17 protein-coding genes and 3 tRNA genes are annotated in these 16,692 nt (G+C 38.4%); 6 read left to right on the top strand and 14 right to left on the bottom strand.

Translation table 11 applies throughout. From position 1 onward, the window contains the following. Positions 1-6 precede the first annotated feature (6 nt). On the bottom strand, positions 7-1,284 hold the full coding sequence (locus tag HPOKI112_RS05595; RefSeq protein ID WP_025276220.1) for a glucose-6-phosphate dehydrogenase: 1,278 nt from the start codon (positions 1,282-1,284) through the stop codon (positions 7-9). A gap of 65 nt (positions 1,285-1,349) precedes the next feature. Between HPOKI112_RS05595 and edd the strand changes: the two genes are divergently transcribed. From edd to HPOKI112_RS05575, 4 genes are all read left to right on the top strand, one after another. Then, positions 1,350-3,176, top strand: coding sequence for a phosphogluconate dehydratase (gene edd, locus HPOKI112_RS05590; protein ID WP_025309931.1), 1,827 nt, complete (start codon positions 1,350-1,352; stop codon positions 3,174-3,176). A gap of 18 nt (positions 3,177-3,194) precedes the next feature. Then, complete coding sequence (locus HPOKI112_RS05585) at positions 3,195-3,815, top strand: bifunctional 4-hydroxy-2-oxoglutarate aldolase/2-dehydro-3-deoxy-phosphogluconate aldolase (protein WP_025276218.1); 621 nt, start codon at positions 3,195-3,197, stop codon at positions 3,813-3,815. Between the two features lie 74 nt (positions 3,816-3,889). Next, entirely contained in the window at positions 3,890-4,762 is an 873-nt protein-coding gene (gene hcpC, locus HPOKI112_RS05580; protein ID WP_025276217.1) for a Sel1-like repeat protein HcpC, read from the top strand. Between the two features lie 200 nt (positions 4,763-4,962). Next, positions 4,963-5,217, top strand: a complete 255-nt coding sequence (locus tag HPOKI112_RS05575; RefSeq protein ID WP_050840513.1) for a tetratricopeptide repeat protein — start codon at positions 4,963-4,965, stop codon at positions 5,215-5,217. Between the two features lie 261 nt (positions 5,218-5,478). On the opposite strand, the gene HPOKI112_RS05570 is transcribed toward HPOKI112_RS05575, so the two are convergent. From HPOKI112_RS05570 to HPOKI112_RS05555, 4 genes are all read right to left on the bottom strand, one after another. Continuing rightward, on the bottom strand, positions 5,479-6,231 hold the full coding sequence (locus HPOKI112_RS05570) for an SDR family oxidoreductase (RefSeq protein WP_025276215.1): 753 nt from the start codon (positions 6,229-6,231) through the stop codon (positions 5,479-5,481). Between the two features lie 17 nt (positions 6,232-6,248). After that, positions 6,249-7,784, bottom strand: coding sequence for a hypothetical protein (locus HPOKI112_RS05565; protein ID WP_025309929.1), 1,536 nt, complete (start codon positions 7,782-7,784; stop codon positions 6,249-6,251). A 431-nt stretch (positions 7,785-8,215) separates the two neighbouring features. Further along, positions 8,216-8,291, bottom strand: a tRNA-Ala gene (locus HPOKI112_RS05560). A 16-nt stretch (positions 8,292-8,307) separates the two neighbouring features. Beyond that, positions 8,308-8,384 (bottom strand) — tRNA-Ile (locus HPOKI112_RS05555). A 114-nt stretch (positions 8,385-8,498) separates the two neighbouring features. Between HPOKI112_RS05555 and galE the strand changes: the two genes are divergently transcribed. Beyond that, positions 8,499-9,533 (top strand): UDP-glucose 4-epimerase GalE, encoded by a 1,035-nt coding sequence (gene galE / locus HPOKI112_RS05550; protein WP_025277054.1) that lies wholly within the window; start codon positions 8,499-8,501, stop codon positions 9,531-9,533. On the opposite strand, the gene truA is transcribed toward galE, so the two are convergent. Genes truA through HPOKI112_RS05530 form a run of 4 tightly spaced genes read right to left on the bottom strand, consistent with a single transcriptional unit; the run spans position 9,527 to position 12,968 of the window. Next, positions 9,527-10,255: a tRNA pseudouridine(38-40) synthase TruA gene (gene truA, locus HPOKI112_RS05545; protein ID WP_025309928.1), complete on the bottom strand. Its 729-nt coding sequence runs from the start codon at positions 10,253-10,255 to the stop codon at positions 9,527-9,529. The two genes, galE and truA, sit on opposite strands and share 7 nt — an antisense overlap. Next, positions 10,256-11,293, bottom strand: coding sequence for an LptF/LptG family permease (locus HPOKI112_RS05540; protein WP_000589929.1), 1,038 nt, complete (start codon positions 11,291-11,293; stop codon positions 10,256-10,258). It abuts the gene before it with no gap. A 10-nt stretch (positions 11,294-11,303) separates the two neighbouring features. Further along, positions 11,304-11,933 (bottom strand): protein-L-isoaspartate O-methyltransferase, encoded by a 630-nt coding sequence (gene pcm, locus HPOKI112_RS05535; protein WP_025309927.1) that lies wholly within the window; start codon positions 11,931-11,933, stop codon positions 11,304-11,306. A 9-nt stretch (positions 11,934-11,942) separates the two neighbouring features. Next, a complete protein-coding gene (locus tag HPOKI112_RS05530; RefSeq protein WP_000454016.1) occupies positions 11,943-12,968 on the bottom strand; it encodes a ribonucleotide-diphosphate reductase subunit beta in 1,026 nt (341 codons plus the stop codon). A 199-nt stretch (positions 12,969-13,167) separates the two neighbouring features. On the opposite strand from HPOKI112_RS05530, the gene HPOKI112_RS05525 reads away from it, so the two are divergent. Next, positions 13,168-13,252 (top strand) — tRNA-Leu (locus HPOKI112_RS05525). A 36-nt stretch (positions 13,253-13,288) separates the two neighbouring features. Here the strand turns inward: HPOKI112_RS05525 and pseC are convergent. From pseC to HPOKI112_RS05505, 5 genes are all read right to left on the bottom strand, one after another. Then, positions 13,289-14,416: a UDP-4-amino-4,6-dideoxy-N-acetyl-beta-L-altrosamine transaminase gene (gene pseC / locus HPOKI112_RS05520; RefSeq protein WP_025277050.1), complete on the bottom strand. Its 1,128-nt coding sequence runs from the start codon at positions 14,414-14,416 to the stop codon at positions 13,289-13,291. Next, the gene (locus HPOKI112_RS05515; protein WP_001916128.1) at positions 14,413-15,006 is read right to left on the bottom strand and encodes a hypothetical protein; all 594 of its coding nucleotides are present in this window, start codon (positions 15,004-15,006) and stop codon (positions 14,413-14,415) included. Before HPOKI112_RS05515 ends, pseC begins: the two co-directional genes overlap by 4 nt. An 88-nt stretch (positions 15,007-15,094) precedes the next feature. Continuing rightward, a complete protein-coding gene (locus tag HPOKI112_RS08625; protein WP_000966862.1) occupies positions 15,095-15,301 on the bottom strand; it encodes a hypothetical protein in 207 nt (68 codons plus the stop codon). A 34-nt stretch (positions 15,302-15,335) separates the two neighbouring features. Continuing rightward, positions 15,336-15,644 carry a hypothetical protein gene (locus HPOKI112_RS08620; protein WP_015428113.1) on the bottom strand — a complete coding sequence of 103 codons (309 nt, stop codon included), beginning with the start codon at positions 15,642-15,644 and terminating at the stop codon, positions 15,336-15,338. Then, positions 15,644-16,606: a restriction endonuclease gene (locus HPOKI112_RS05505; protein WP_025309926.1), complete on the bottom strand. Its 963-nt coding sequence runs from the start codon at positions 16,604-16,606 to the stop codon at positions 15,644-15,646. The genes HPOKI112_RS08620 and HPOKI112_RS05505 overlap by 1 nt, the downstream gene beginning before the upstream one ends. Positions 16,607-16,692: the final 86 nt, after the last annotated feature.

Below are 16,692 nucleotides of genomic sequence, written 5' to 3'. Positions count from 1 at the left end.
TCCCTTTTATTGATAGAGTGGTTTTAAAAATTCTGATTCGTTGAGATTATGGCTTTCATAGGAATATAAGGGCGTGGCGTTATTCATAAAACCCTCTATGAGCGTGTCAATAAAAACCCATGACGCTTCTAATTCCAACTGGTGGGCGAAATTATTGTGGTTATTTTGTATCGCATCATAGAGCAATTTAGCGTAGGGCTGTAAAAATTCTTGTTTGTTGTGGGTTTCTAAAATAAGGGGGTTTTGATTGTCTTTTAGGGTGAGGGTGATTTTATCTTGAGAGAGGAAAAATTCTAGCGTATTGACCGCATTAAAATGGATTTTCACGCTCGCTTGGTTGTGGGGCATTTTTTTAGCGTGCTTAATATAGAAAGGCACTCCTTTAAATTTAGGCGTATCCAAAAAGGCTTTAATAGCGACAAAAGTTTCTGTCTGGCTCTCTTTATTAACCTTATTTTCATCTCTATAGCCTTGATACTGGGCCCGAATAACTTGTTTTTTGAAATCTTTGGGGGGTTGTAAGGTTTTTAAAACTTTGATTTTTTCTTTCCTCAAGTCTTTTAAATCGTTGGGTAAATCTGTAGCGATAAGGGATAAAACTTGCAAGAGATGGTTTTGAACCATATCCCTTAAAGCCCCAATTTTATCGTAAAATTCGCCCCTTTCTTCCACCCCTAAAGTCTCATACACGCAGATTTCAACCGCGCTGATTTGATCCCATAAAATGTTTAAGATAGGGTTATTTAGGCGCAATTCAAGGATATTTTGAACGCCCTTTTTCCCTAAATAATGATCGATTCTAAAGATTTGTTCTTCTTTAAAAAAAGCACTAATGCTTTGGAAAATCTCTTTACAAGTCTTTAAATCATGCCCTAAAGGCTTTTCTAAAATCAAACGAGTGTTAGCGTGATTGAGCGCGTTTTTGGCCAAATGTTGGGCGGTCGTTGCAAAAAAACTAGGGGAGATAGAAAAGTAGAAAATCAAGGGTTTATTTTTTGTAGCGATTTTACTCAGTTCTTCAAAGTCTTTAGGGTTATCCAAACGAACGCAAAAATAACTGATATGGGCTAAAAATTCCTCACCCTTTTCTCTTGAATGCAGTTGTGTCTTTTCGCAAAGAAGCGCTAAAAACTCTTCATTGGATAGTTCCTTACGCCCCGATGCGATAATTCTAGAATCTTCTTTAAAACCATAATGGGTATAAATTTCATAGAGCGAAACAAAGAGCTTTCGCATGGCTAAATCCCCAGTCGCGCCAAAAAGAACCAAATCAAAATCCAACATCAATAACCCTTTTAGAGTGTTTTTAAGTTATTATTATATATTAAATCTTAATTGAAGGGGTGTTCATGCCTAAGCATTCTTTAGAACAAATCAAAGAAAAAATTACAGAGCGTAGCAAAAAAACCAGAGAGCTTTATTTAGAAAATATCTTTAACCCTAAAAACCAGCCCAAGATTGAGAGCTTGGGTTGCGCGAATATTGCGCATGTTACAGCGAGCATGCCAGAGCATTTAAAAATGCCTTTAGGTTCGCATAAAAGAAAGCATTTTGCGATTATCACGGCTTATAACGACATGCTTTCAGCCCACCAACCTTTTAAAAATTACCCTGATTTGATTAAAAAAGAGTTGCAAGAACATAACGCTTATGCGAGCGTTGCTAGTGGGGTGCCAGCGATGTGTGATGGTATCACGCAGGGTTATGAGGGAATGGAATTGAGCTTATTCAGCAGAGATGTGATCGCTTTAAGCACCGCCGTAGGGTTAAGCCATAATGTTTTTGACGGGGCGTTTTTTTTGGGCGTGTGCGATAAAATCGTGCCAGGCTTGCTTATAGGAGCGTTAAGTTTTGGGAATTTAGCGAGCGTGTTTGTGCCAAGCGGGCCTATGGTGAGCGGGATAGAAAATTATAAAAAAGCCAAAGCGCGCCAAGATTTTGCAATGGGAAAAATCAACAGAGAAGAGCTTTTAAAAGTGGAAATGCAAAGCTATCATGATGTGGGCACTTGCACTTTTTATGGCACGGCTAATTCTAATCAAATGATGATGGAGTTTATGGGGTTGCATGTGGCTAATTCTAGCTTTATCAACCCTAACAACCCCTTACGGAAGGTTTTAGTAGAAGAGAGTGCCAAAAGATTAGCGAGCGGGAAAGTCCTGCCTTTAGCCAAACTCATTGATGAAAAAAGCATTCTTAACGCTCTCATAGGCTTAATGGCAACAGGAGGTTCTACTAACCACACTTTGCATTTGATCGCTATCGCTAGATCTTGTGGGGTGATCCTCAATTGGGACGATTTTGACGCAGTTTCTAACCTCATACCCCTTTTAGCTAAAGTCTATCCTAACGGATCAGCGGATGTGAACGCTTTTGAAGCGTGTGGGGGATTAGCGTTTGTGATTAAAGAATTATTAAAAGAGGGGCTTTTATTTGAAGACACTCATACCATCATGGATACAGAAACGCAAAAAGGCATGCAAAATTACACCAAAACCCCCTTTTTAGAAAACGACCAATTGGTGTATAAAGACGCTGTTAGTCATAGCTTGAATACGGATATTTTACGCCCTGTGAGCGAGCCTTTCGCCGCTAATGGGGGGCTTAAAATCTTAAAGGGTAATTTGGGGCGGGCCGTGATTAAAATCTCAGCCATTAAAGATGAGCATAGGAAAGTTAAGGCTAGAGCGATTGTTTTTAAAACCCAAAGCGAATTTTTAGAACGCTTTAAAAATAAAGAATTAGAAAGGGACTTTGTGGCGGTCTTGCCTTTCCAAGGGCCTAAATCTAACGGCATGCCAGAATTGCACAAACTCACCACGAATTTAGGGGCTTTGCAGGATATGGGCTATAAGGTCGCGCTCGTTACTGATGGGCGCATGAGCGGGGCGAGCGGGAAAGTGCCTAGCGCGATCCATTTAAGCCCTGAGGGAGCGTTAAATGGGGCGATCATTAAGATTAAAGATGGCGATTGGATAGAATTAGACGCTCCTAATAACGCCTTGAATGTGCTTGAAAAGGATTTTGAAAAGAGAGGTATCAACCCCTTGTTTTTAGAAACCTTAGAAAATTTAGAAAAGCCTACTTTTGGGCTGGGTAGGGAATTATTTACGAGTTTGAGATTGAATGTTAATACCGCTGAAGAGGGCGGCATGAGTTTTGGCATAAAGGTATAAAAATATAAAGGAGATAAAATGCAAGATAAAATAATAGAAGTTTTACAAATTAGCCCCATTGTCCCTGTGGTGGTGATTGAGGATATAAAAGATGCTGTGCCTTTAGCGCAAAGCCTGATAGAGGGGGGTATTCCAATCATAGAAGTTACTTTGCGCTCCAGTTGCGCTTTAGAAGCCATAGAGCTTATCGCTAAGAATGTGCCAAAAATGCGCGTGGGTGCTGGCACGATTTTAAATCTTACTCAATTAGAGCAAGCACAAAATAGGGGGGCAGAGTTTTTGATTAGCCCGGGCCTTACGATAGAGCTTTTAGAACACGCAAAGAAAAAAGGCATGCCTTTAATACCCGGGGTTTCTAGCAGTAGTGAAGTCATGCAAGCCTTAGAATTGGGCTATAACGCTTTGAAATTTTTCCCGGCAGAGTATTGCGGGGGCGTTAAGCTTTTAAACGCTTTTAATGGCCCTTTTAAAGGGGTGAAATTTTGTCCCACTGGGGGGATTAGTGCAGATAACATGCGTTCTTATTTAAATTTAGAAAATGTTTTGTGCGTGGGGGGGAGTTGGCTTACCCCTAAAGATTTGATTCAAAACAAAGAGTGGGATAAGATCACAGAAATTTGTAAGAGGGCGTTAGCTTAAGATAACAAAGAGATCATGGCATTTTGTATTTGCTTAATAACACTATAATAAAATTTTTAATAAGGAGATACATCATGTTAGAAAATGTCAAAAAGTCCTTTTTTAGGGTTTTGTGCTTGGGCACACTGTGTTTAGGGGGGCTAATGGCAGAGCAAGACCCTAAAGAGCTTGTGGGTTTGGGGGCAAAGAGCTACAAAGAGAAAGATTTCACTCAAGCGAAGAAATATTTTGAAAAAGCGTGCGATTTGAAAGAAAATAGCGGGTGTTTTAATTTAGGGGTGCTTTATTATCAAGGGCAAGGGGTGGAAAAGAACTTGAAAAAAGCCGCCTCCTTTTACGCTAAGGCTTGCGATTTAAATTACAGCAATGGGTGTCATCTATTGGGGAATTTATATTACAGCGGGCAAGGCGTGTCCCAAAACACCAATAAAGCCTTACAATACTATTCTAAAGCGTGCGATTTGAAATACGCCGAAGGGTGTGCGAGCTTAGGGGGGATTTATCATGATGGTAAAGTGGTAACTAGGGATTTTAAAAAAGCGGTGGAATATTTCACTAAAGCATGCGATTTAAACGATGGCGATGGCTGCACGATATTAGGGAGCTTGTATGATGCAGGCAGAGGCACGCCTAAAGACTTAAAAAAAGCGCTCGCTTCGTATGATAAAGCTTGCGACTTAAAAGACAGCCCGGGGTGCTTTAACGCAGGGAATATGTATCATCATGGCGATGGCGTGGTAAAGAATTTTAAAGAGGCTCTCGCTCGTTATTCTAAAGCATGCGAGATGCAAAACGGCGGAGGGTGTTTCAATTTGGGGGCTATGCAATACAATGGCGAAGGCGTAACAAGGAATGAAAAGCAAGCCATAGAAAACTTTAAAAAGGGCTGTAAATTAGGCACTAAAGGGGCATGCGATATTCTCAAGCAGCTCAAAATCAAAGTTTAGTTTAATAAGGCTTGATCAGTGGCTTTCGTTTGATTGGTTTTTATGCTTTTTAAGATTTTGATGAACGCATAGACCCCACAAGCTAATCTTTCTGGCTATAATAAAATTTTGAATAGGAGAAGTGTCATGCTAAAAAATGTCAAAAAAGCCCTTTTTAGGGTCTTATGTTTGGGTGCGTTGTGTTTAGGGGGGGGGGGTTAATGGCAGAGCTAAATGCTAAAAAGCTTGTTGATTTGGGTAGAAATAGTTACAGTAAGCAAGATTTCACTCAAGCTAAGAAATATTTTGAAAAAGCTTGTGAGTTGAATGATGGTGATGGGTGTTCTGCTTTAGGATTGATGCAATACGATGGCCATGGCATAGCAAAGGATAAAGAGCAAGCGATAGAAAACTTTAAAAAGAGTTGCAAATTAGGAGATGAAAAGATATGCGATTTTCTCAACCATTTAAAATAAAAGTTTAGCCCTAACAAAGCTAGGCTAAACGGCTTTCGTTTAGCTGATTTCAATTTTTCTTATTGTTTTGTTTTTTGTTTTATCGTTTTAAATTTTATTTTATGGTAAAACTCATTTTTAAAGGTGATAGGGGGTATTTTGAAATAATTCTCTCCTGCAAACTAAAAACCCATAGCCCCCATAAAATCGCTTCAAAAAAACTATTGCTCTAGCGTCAAGCTCTTTTATGGTTTGTTTAACAAAGCCTTTATTTAAAACCCCTTAAGGGCTTTTATGGGTGGGTAGGGGAGCGAAAGTTTGGCTTGTGGGCATGATTTCTATGCGGTTGATATTGACATGCAAGGGTTGTTCATAAACCCATAGCACAATGTTAGCAATATCTTGTGGTTTGAGGTAGATGGTGTTTTCATAGACGGATTGGGCTTTGATTTTATCGCCCTTAAAACGCACCATGCTGAATTCGGTTTCGCCGCACAAACCGGGTTCAACATTACTCACTCTAATGTTAGTGCCAGCCAAATCCGCTCGCAAATTTAAAGAAAATTGTTTCACAAACGCCTTGCTCGCTCCATAGACATTCCCGCCAGGATAGGGGTAAGTGCCAGCGATAGATCCAAGATTGATGATAGTCCCATGGTTATGCTCTATCATAGAGGGCAAGATCAAACGAGTGAGATACAACAACCCCTTGATATTCGTATCTATCATGATTTCCCAATCGTCTAACTCGCATTCATAAGCCTTGTTTAAGCCTAGCGCTAAGCCGGCGTTATTGATTAAAGCGTCAATGCGATCCGTCATGGAAAAAATAGCCTCTATCGCCCGCTTAGTTTCAAGCTTGTTTTGAAGATCAAAACACAGGGGAATGAAATGCTTAGGGTAAGCGAGTTGTAATTCTTGCAAATTCTCTTTTCGCCTCCCTGTGCCAAAAACCACATGGCTTTTTTGTAAAAACGCTTTAGCGATTTCTAGCCCAAACCCTGAAGTCGCCCCGCTAACTAAAATGTGTGCCATTTCTATCCTTTAAAATTTTAAAAAAGCCCCTTAAGTCCTTTTTCAAGCTTTTCTTTGAGCTTGTCGTCTTTGAGCAAATGATCTAAACCTTTTTTTATGGTGTCGTTTTTTAGGATTTCTTTCAAGCCTTGTTGCAGGTTTTGTTGGATGGCTTTTTCGTTTAAAATGAGGGAAAATTTTGGCTGGTGTATGTTGCCTTGAAGTTTCATTTTAAAAATGAATTTTAAGATTTCCGCATCCATGAGCATGTCCATTTGCTTGGTGTTTAAATCCAACAAGCCGTTATGGATTTTCAATTGGGTTTTGGGGCTTTTTAAACTCAAATCAGAGAGTAGGCGTTGCTGGTTGATTTGGCTTACCAGATTGGCATCGTTATAGATTTCTTTAGTAATATCAAATTTAGAAATGGAGTAGAGGAAATCGCTGAATGCATTTTTAAGGAATCTTGCGTTTTTTAGGCGGGCTTTCAATACGCCTTGCTTAGCGATAAGATCATAATCCAAGTTAGCGTCTGCAATGGATTGGAAAAACTTGGGGTAATGGAATAAATCTAAAGCTTTTAAAGTGGAAATATTGGAAAAACGGGCTTTCAAATCTTTATTTAAAAGCGTGAAATCCAGCACACCGTCCAGTAAATTTGAATGGCCGCTGACTTTTAAAAGTTTGGGGCTTTGCTCTATAGCGCCTTTTAAAGTCAAACTCCCTTTTAGGGGGTGGTTAATCATATTTTGGAGTTTGGCTAGGTTGGGTATTTCTAAAGTGTAGGGGGCGTTGAGTTTTAAAATAGGGAAAAGATATTCGCTTTTTAGGGCTGTAAAATTAACTAAAGGGCTAGTTAGGGTGGTATCGCTGATGGCTTTGTTCTCTTTAAAGTCGCTTGAATGCGAGAGGTTGAAGATAAGCGTGTCTTTAAGGTTTAAATGAAACATTTGATTGATTAGGGCGTTGTTGATTAAAGCGTTATTGGCTGTTAGAATCAAATGCCCTTCTAAAGGCTTTAGAGAGTTAAAATCCGCTTGTAAGGACACTTTTGCGTTCGCATAAGCAGGGCGGTTGAATAAATAAAGCAAATCTTCTAAATTGGCGTCTTGTGCGTTCAAACTTAAGTGAGAAAGCTTGAAATCATCTAAAAGGGCGTTGTAGGCAGTGTGGGATTGAGCCACATTAGAGACGCCTTGAATCAAGAGGGCTTTTCTATGCCCTTTGATATTCCCAGAAGCAATAACAGCCCCCCTTAAAGGGTAGGGTATCCATTCTTTGAAAGAGCGTAAATCTTTAATATCTATATGGTAATTCAAATCCACGCTTTGCTTTAAAAGTGAAAAATCCCCCTTAAGAATGAGAACAGAATCATCATTGGCTTGAGCTTTAAAATCCAAAGAGTTGAATCCCAATTTAAAGGTTTTAACGCTCAAGTAGCGCTCGTTCGGGTTGATTTTTTTCTCTATATACGAAGCGATGATCTTATTCCCCCATTCTGTAAAAAGGATGAGATAGGTTGTTAAAAGGCCGATTAAAAGAAGCACGAGTAGGGTATAAAGAAATTTTTTCATATTTGTTTGTCCTTGAAGCAAATTGAATGGAATATATTAGCTTGTTTTGTAAGGGTTTCTAACATTTTTTCCACGCCCTAACGAAAGGCTTGAATTGAGCCAATAAAGAAAGAATTAAGCGCTCAAAATCCACAATTTAGTAACAACACGCTTACAATCATTGAAAAACCCAAAACCCTAAAATTTTAAGCCCCCTAGAACAAATATAAGCCGATAAAGTCGCCAAAGCTAGAAAGCGAAAAGTTATAAAGCAAAAGAGATTTTGCACCATTTAAAGAACAAAGCAAACAAAAAATCTCAATCCAACTCAATCTTTTATCAAGGAGCTTTGAGTTAAAAGACTTACGGCGTTAAACAAGGACGATCCAATCGTTTAGAATTTCTCAACCAAACATGATGGATAAAAAGAAAAAAATTAAGGAGAAAAACAATGGTGGAGAATAGCGGGATCGAACCGCTGACCTCCTGCGTGCAAAGCAGGCGCTCTCCCAGCTGAGCTAATTCCCCAAAGATTGTAAAAAAATGGTGGGCTTAGGAGGAGTTGAACCTCCGACCTCACCCTTATCAGGGGTGCGCTCTAACCACCTGAGCTATAAGCCCTTTAAAGCCAATAAAGATAAAATTATAGATTAAACTTTCTTAAAAAATCCTTAAATGATAAATGGGATTAAGATGTTATAATAGTTGTTATTTTTTCATTTTAAAAGGGGTTTTATGGCATTATTACTCACAGGGGCGTGCGGTTATATAGGCTCGCATACCGCAAGGGCGTTTTTAGAAAAAACCAAAGAAAATATCATTATTGTAGATGACTTAAGCACCGGCTTTTTAGAGCACCTCAAAGCGTTAGAGCGTTACTACCCTAATAGGGTTGTGTTTATTCAAGCGAATTTGAATGAAACGCACAAATTAGACGCCTTTTTGAATAAGCAACAGCTAAAAGATCCTATTGAAGCTGTCTTGCACTTTGGGGCTAAAATCTCAGTAGAAGAATCCACGCGCTTGCCTTTAGAATACTACACCAACAACACGCTCAACACTTTAGAGCTTGTCAAACTTTGTTTAAAACATGCAATCAAGCGTTTTATTTTTTCTTCTACGGCCGTGGTTTATGGCGAATCTAGTTCAAGCTTGAATGAAGAAAGCCCCTTAAACCCCATTAATCCTTATGGAGCGTCTAAAATGATGAGCGAAAGGATTTTGTTGGACACTTCTAAAATAGCGGATTTTAAATGCGTTATTTTGCGCTATTTCAATGTGGCTGGGGCATGCATGCACAATGATTATACCACCCCATACACGCTAGGCCAGCGCACGCTCAACGCCACGCATTTAATCAAAATCGCATGCGAATGCGCGGTGGGAAAAAGGAAAAAAATGGGGATTTTTGGCACTAACTACCCCACAAGAGATGGCACTTGCATTAGGGATTATATCCATGTAGATGATTTGGCTAACGCGCATTTAGCGAGCTATCAAACCCTTTTAGAAAAAAATAAGAGCGAGATCTATAATGTCGGCTACAATCAAGGCCATAGCGTGAAAGAAGTGATAGAAAAGGTTAAAGAAATCTCAAACAACGATTTTTTAGTGGAAATTTTAGACAAACGACAGGGCGATCCAGCAAGCCTTATTGCCAATAACACTAAAATCTTACAAAACACCCCTTTCAAACCCCTTTATAACAACCTAGACACTATTATCAAAAGCGCTCTAGATTGGGAAGAACACCTTTTGAGGTTTCAATAATACACCCTGTGCAAATACAAACCATTAGCCATTATGGGTGTTCTTATAGTGGCTTTGAGGTTGTGGATTTGCATTTCAATTTCAGCGAGCGTGATTTTTTCTAAGGAATATTGAACGCATGTTTGAATGATCAAACGCACGCTGGAGCGTAAAAACGCATCGCCAATGATTTTAAACACCACGCACTCATGCCCCATGATAAAGGCTGTATAAGCAAAAGCGTTAAAAATGATGCGATTAGGATTGGTTGTAGCCCCGCCTTCTTTTTTAAACAAAGAAAAATCATGCTTGCCTGTGAATTGCTTTAAAGCGGTATTTAATAAATCTAGTGAGCCATAATCCCCACAAGCGATATAGGGCGCTAAAAAAGGCGTTTTTAAATTCTTCGTCAAAAGGTAACGATACGCTCTTTTTTGAGCGTCAAAACGCGCATGGAAGTTTTTTTCTTCTAGTTTTTTTAAGACAATATGCGGGGCGAGTTTGGGGGCTAGATAATAAAATAATTTATCAGCGCTCCAGTGTTTTGGAGCGTGAAAAGACAGCGTTTGGTTGTTCGCATGCACGCCTTTATCCGTGCGCCCGGCTGCTATGACTGCGCTTTTAATTCCTAGCATGTTTAAAGCGCCCTCTATTTTATCCTGAACGCCGAGTTTGTTAGGCTGTTTGGCATAGCCTAAAAAATACGCCCCATCATAAGCGATAGTAGCCTTAAAACAACGCATTTAATAACGCTTTAAAATGAATTTTCTAAACAACAAATAAGAGCCAAACGCCCAAATAAAGGGGAAGAAAAAGGTCATCAAAAACAAATCCGTAGAAATCACATGCACCATTAAAAAATAAACCCCAACCGCTCCAAGGACATAAAAATAACTCCAATTCGTTTTGAATCGTGGGTTGGCGATGCCAAATAAGGGGATTAAAAACACGCTCGCTAAAGGGAATAAGGAAACTAAAATCGCTTGAGAAAAACGGCGTTTTTGATTTTTATTAGCGTTTTTACCAAAGGCTTTTTTCCAATAACCTAAATAATCCGTGCCTTGCAAATAAGCCGCATCATTAGAATTGAAAGACTTGAGCTTGTTGCGCAAATGCAATTCTTCAAAATCAACTTTACGCATTTTATCGCCTTGAGTGAAATACGCATGCCCTTTGTATAAATTCAATTCAAACACGCCGTTTTGATTGTTGATATTGCCTTTTTGGGCTAGAATGAAGCTTTCTTGAGAAAGGCTTTTATTAGAAAAAAGCACTAAATTATCATAGGAATTGTTTTCAGCCTTATCCACATACACGAGCCAATCGCCTAATTTTTGCCCGAATTCACCGGCTCTGATGTTAATATCAATCTTGTCTTTTTTTTGACGCAAAAACCCGTAATAAGCGCTCTTAGAAGTGGGGATTAAAATAAGCGAAAACACCAATAAAATCGCGCTCACTAACAAACTTAAAGGCACAAACGCTTTAGTCATTGTTTTAGGCGAAACCCCTAAAGAGAAAAACACTAACAATTCATGGTCATAGCTAAGCCTTGAAAGCCCCAAAGCGCAAGCCGCAAAAAAAGTGATCGGCAAAATAAAAAAAATGGTTCCAGGCAAGGAATACAAAAAGAGTTGCACTAGATCCAAAAAGCTCACTTTAATCACGAGCGTTACGCTTGCGATACTGATTAATAGCACGATGGAAGAGATAAAAAACAGCACTAAAAAGAAAGAGAAAAAGACTTGCGAAACCGCCATGAAAAGATAGTGTTTAATCATGCCTTAATCTTTATTGCACCCCATCTATGACAGGCACAAACGAGCATTTTTCTAACACTTTTTGGACGCACAAAGCGTTATTTTGCTTCACAAAGCGTTTGATGACTTGCTCGTTGTTTTCTTGAATGGGTGCAACTAATATCCCGCCTTCTTCAAGCTGATCAATAAGCGCTTGGGGGATATTTTTAGCGCAAGCAGAGAACAAAATCCTATCATAGGGGGCGTATTGATCCCAACCCTTATTCCCATCAGCGAATTTGACATGAACATTGTCTAAACCGAGAGTTTTAAGGCGCAAACGCGCTTCTAAATACAGGCTTTCAATCCTTTCAACGCTAAAAACGCGCCTGAAAATTTGAGACAGCACCGCCGCTTGATAGCCGCTCCCGCAGCCAATTTCTAGCACGCTATCCACATGATCGATTTCTAAATATTGCGTCATTTTGGCCACGGTTAGGGGCGAAGAAATGTATTGTTGTGCTTGCATAGAAAGCGCGTTTAAAGTGTAGGCAAAGTGTTTAAAGGGGGCTGGCACAAAAACCTCCCTTTCAATGCTCTCCATAGCCTCTCTCACTTTGGGGTGCAAATGAAAACGCTTGTGGATTTCTTCACACATCAAATGGTTTTTAATACTATTCAAACAAGCCCCTTAAAAATCATCAAAACTCACGCTCCCTTTAGCGTAATTACTCACCCTAGCCTCAAAGAAATTAGAGCGTTGCTCATTGAAACTTGAAAAGCTCTCTACCCATTTAATGGGGTGTTGGACGCCATAAACTTTAGCGATACCCACCTTACTCAAACGGCTATCCGCTAAAAACTGGATGTATTGCTCAATCAAGCTTGAAGTGAGCCCTAAAATCTTGCCTTGCGTGATATAATCCCCCCACAAAGCTTCAATTTCTACCGCTTTTTTAAACATTCCTATGACTTCATTAATCAATTGTGGCGTGAAGAGATCCGCTCTTTCATGCCTTAAAGCGTTGATCATGTTTTGGAATAAAATCAAATGCGTTACCTCATCTCTTTGGATAAAACGAATCATTTGCGCTGATCCTAGCATTTTACCGCTCCTAGCCAAAGTGTAAAAATAGCTAAACCCGCTATAAAAATAAATCCCCTCTAAAATCTGGTTAGCAAAAAGCGCTTTGAGAATGTTTTCTTCTGTAGGGTTTTTGGCTAATTCCATATACACTTGCGCGATATAGTCGTTCTTGCTTTTTAATTGCATATCGTTACGCCACATGTCATAAATCTCTTCAGTATTCGCGCTTATGCTTTCTACCATCACCGCATACGCATGGCTGTGTAAGGCTTCTTCGTAAGCTTGACGCACCAAACACAAATTGATTTCAGGACTGGTGATAAAGGGATTGACATTGTCAATTAAATTATTGGTTTGCAAGCTGTCCATAAAAATGAGTTGCGCTAAAGCTCTGTCATAACCGATCTTTTCTTCTGCACTCAATTTCAAATAATCCCTTTTGTCATCATTCATGCTCACTTCTTCAGCAAACCAGGTGTTAGCGAGCATCGTTTTCCACAAATGATCCGCCCATTGATACTTGATCTTATTCAAATCAAACATGCTTGTAGGATTGCCCCCAAAAATCTTTCTTTCATTCACACTTTCTGTAGAATTGGGGTTGTAAATTTTCTTGCGTGAAACTTCCATTTTGTTCCTTAATTTCCTTAAAACTATCTCAATGATATAGTCTTGTTAGAATACCTTAAAAGAATTTAAAACTCCCTAAAGCCAGAAAAAACTCCAAAATTTTAAAAAGCTTCAATTTTTCAGTATTTTTAAAGGATTAAAAAGCTATAATACTGCTTCTTTGTTTTCTACTTCTTATGTGCGCGATTGCGTGCGGTGTGCGGAAGTGGCGAAATTGGTAGACGCACTAGACTTAGGATCTAGCGCCGCAAGGCATGAAGGTTCGATTCCTTTCTTCCGCACCATTCTTAATGATTAAGATTTGAAGCCCTGAATAAAACTCATTCTATCTTAAGATCCTCAAAAGTTTTTAAAACGCCATGAGCGATCGCTTTGGCGTTCTCTAAATTCAAATTCGCATGACAAGGCAAGGAAATTTCAGCGCGATAAAAATCCTCTGCGCTTTTTAAGGGGGCTGTGTTAAAGAGCTGTTGATACAATTGGTATTGATAAATAGGCTTGTAATGCACTTGGGCTAAAATGCCACGCTTGTGCAAATTTTCTAAAATGAGTTTTTTGCATGTAAAAAATTTTTGGCGCATTAAAATAGGATAAAGATGGTTAGAGCTTTTATCTTTTAACAAGGGGTGTAAAGGGGTGAAATAGGGGTTATCTTTAAAAATCCTATCATAAACTAGAGCGATTTCTTCTCTTTTTTGCATGAAAAGGGGGGCTTTTTTAAGCTGGCTCAAACCCAAAGCACTTTGGATTTCATTCAAGCGGAAGTTATGCCCTATGCTTTTGACTTCGCCTTCAAAAAAATCTTTTTTGAGCATGCCATGAGAGCGAAACAATTTCATTTTTTCATACAATTCGCTATTATTAGTAACGACCGCTCCCCCTTCAGCCGTAGTGATAGGCTTAATGGCATGGAAACTAAACACGCTCGCTAACGCAAAGCCTCCTACTTTTTTGTTTTGATACTCACTCCCTAGAGCATGCGAGCTGTCAGAAAGAAAACTCAAAGAATGCTTTTTGCAAAGCTTTTGAATGCTTTTTATTTCCACGCTTTTACCGGCATAATCCACGCTCACTATGGCTTTGGTTTTTTTGTTAATGAGCTTTTCTAGGGCTAATTCATCTATATTGCCATCGTTTTTGACTTCAGCAAATACGGGCTTGTAACCGCTTTCTAAAAGCATGTTAGCCGTCGCTACAAAGCTTATAGGGGTGGTGATGATTTCATTACAATCAGCACTAAATTCGCTAAAATTCCTATAGAGCGTTAAAAGGGCTGAAGTCGCGCTGTTAAACACTAACGCATGCTTAACGCCCAAAAACTCGCACAAAGCTTCTTCAAACAAAAGAGAGCGTTTGCCTTGCGTGAGCTGTTTGGAATTTAAAACCTCTAAAACAGCCTTTTTATCTTCTTCGTCTAAACAAGGCTCGCTATAAGCAAACTCTTTCAAGCGAGCAAGTCTTGCAAGCGAGATGGGGTGATCTTGCTTGTGTCATGGACATCTTGGAATTTTTGAGCGTTCAGTCTTGTTTTATCTAAGGTGTTGTATTCCTTGTTCAAATGATTCGTTTCAGCGAGCTGTTTTTTCCACTGGTGCAAAGAGTTTTGAATGTTTTCTTTCTCACTTTCTAATGATTTGGAAAATTTTTCCAAAGCCTTCGTGTCATCAATATCAATATTGCCAGGGAGTTTCAAACTATCATTGCCTGATTTTTGATTGAAAGAATCAATCGCTTTGTCCAAACGGCTTTTGAAATGCTCAAAATCGCTTCGATCTTTTTCATTATTATGAGCGTAAGCTTTAGAAATCCCCACCAATTCTTTAGCGTCTTTATCCATGCCCTTTAAGCTTTTAAGGCGGCTTTCTAAATCCCCTATGGCTAGGTTATCCTGCTTAGCTTGTTTGGCCAATTTGATTTTTTCATCATTCTCTGAAAGATTTTGAATTTCCTTATTTTCTTCTTTTCTCGCGTGCGAACCAACCCTGTGGTAATCCCTCACCATCAAAGACGGGTTATAATTATTTGAAATCTTAGACATCTTATCCTCCACTTCATTGGATTTTCTTAAAGATAAGCAAACTCTATTCCTAAAAACATTTTGTTCCACCCAATTCTATCTAAAAATATTAATCTAACTCTAAAATTCTTTCTAACTCTTTGATGAGGTTTGTAATTTCTTTCAATTCTTTAATATTGAGAGTGAGCTTATCATTGACTTGATTATCAGGATTCATTGGCACCAATTGCTTTTTAAATTCATTTTGTTTCATAAAGTATTTTCTTTCTTTATGAATGTAATGGATTTCATCTTTTTTAAAAATTCTATAAAGCAATTGGTCTTCGCACACTCCTAAGCAAATCAAAAAATCATAGTTGTATCGTGGGTTTATGCCATTGAACTAAAAAAGTGTTGTTGGTTCTGCCTTTTCGTGCGGTTCTGACTTCAAAGGACACACCGCTTTTTGTCATAATATCGTATTCATCATGAATAATGCCATCATTGATCACTTCATCTATAGCGTTAAGCACACTTTTTAAAAACTCTTCACCAATCTGCCCTATAGCGTTGGCTTCAAAATCTCTAATTTTTGAAAAAATAGCGTTGTAATCTTGCCCTAAATTCAATTCTTTATGTTTTTTTTCAATAATTTTTAAAAAAGTTTGTTCTAAGTCCATCAATTATCCTTTAAACTATCTAAATGATCATATAAGGCTTGAAAAATATGACTTTTTCCTAAATGATAGCAAGAATTAGTCGCTAAACTTGCGTATTTTGTCCAATCAATCTCTTTAAATAGTTTTTTTAATTTAGCGTTTAAAGCCTTGTTGGCGCTAGTAAATACCACAGCAATACCAGATTGATACTTAACTTCCTCAAAGTTCTCTACAATTTGTGTGCTTTTATAAAAAGTTGATGAAAGGTAAAAAGACGCTTTTTGATTAAAAATCCACTCTTTACCGCATTCTCTGTTTTTAGCTAATGAAACCGTGAAAACCTTAATATACTCGCCAAAGGGTTCTTTATGGCGATTCTTATACCAAGAAAATTCACTTTTTTTGTTTTGATACTTTTTGCTCCAAATTTGAAACACGCAATGCACATCCACTTCTTTATTTTTAAAATCTATAAACGCATTTTTTTCTAAGCGTTCGCTATAAAGCAGATTTAAACCTTTCACACGATACTTAATAGAGCCCTTTCCTTGACTTTCAAAGAACATGGGTAGGATAAAACACACAAAATCACAACTTCTAGCATGGTTGATAAATTCTAACGCCATAACCCCACGATGCCCAAAAGGAGGGTTGCCCAAGCAAATCACTTTTTGATGCGTAGGCAATTTATAATTTAAAAAATCGCATTGAATAAATCCATCTCTTTTAGGTTCAATGTCTATACCAATGCGTCTATTTTTAGGAAACAAGTCATAAAACACCCCATCACCTGCACTTGGCTCTAAAAAAATAAAGTCATCTAGATTTTCGTATTTTTTAATAACCTCACAAGCTTTTTGAAAGCATTTTAAAGCCACGCTAGGCTTAGTGAAATACTGATCTAGAACATTGCTAGAATTTTCTTTCATCTCATTGCCATTGACATAGCGTTTAGGGGTAACTTCTTTAAACAAGGTTTGCATGAAAAAACTTTACTATAAAATCATAAAATTTAATGCTGATTTTTTCTGATCGTTTAAAATCCTTAAATCATGCTTAAGAAAATCCT

Source organism: Helicobacter pylori oki112, from assembly GCF_000600085.1.
GTDB lineage: Bacteria > Campylobacterota > Campylobacteria > Campylobacterales > Helicobacteraceae > Helicobacter > Helicobacter pylori_CY.
Note: the sequence above shows the minus strand (reverse complement) of the source record. Positions and strands in the feature narration are given on the sequence as shown.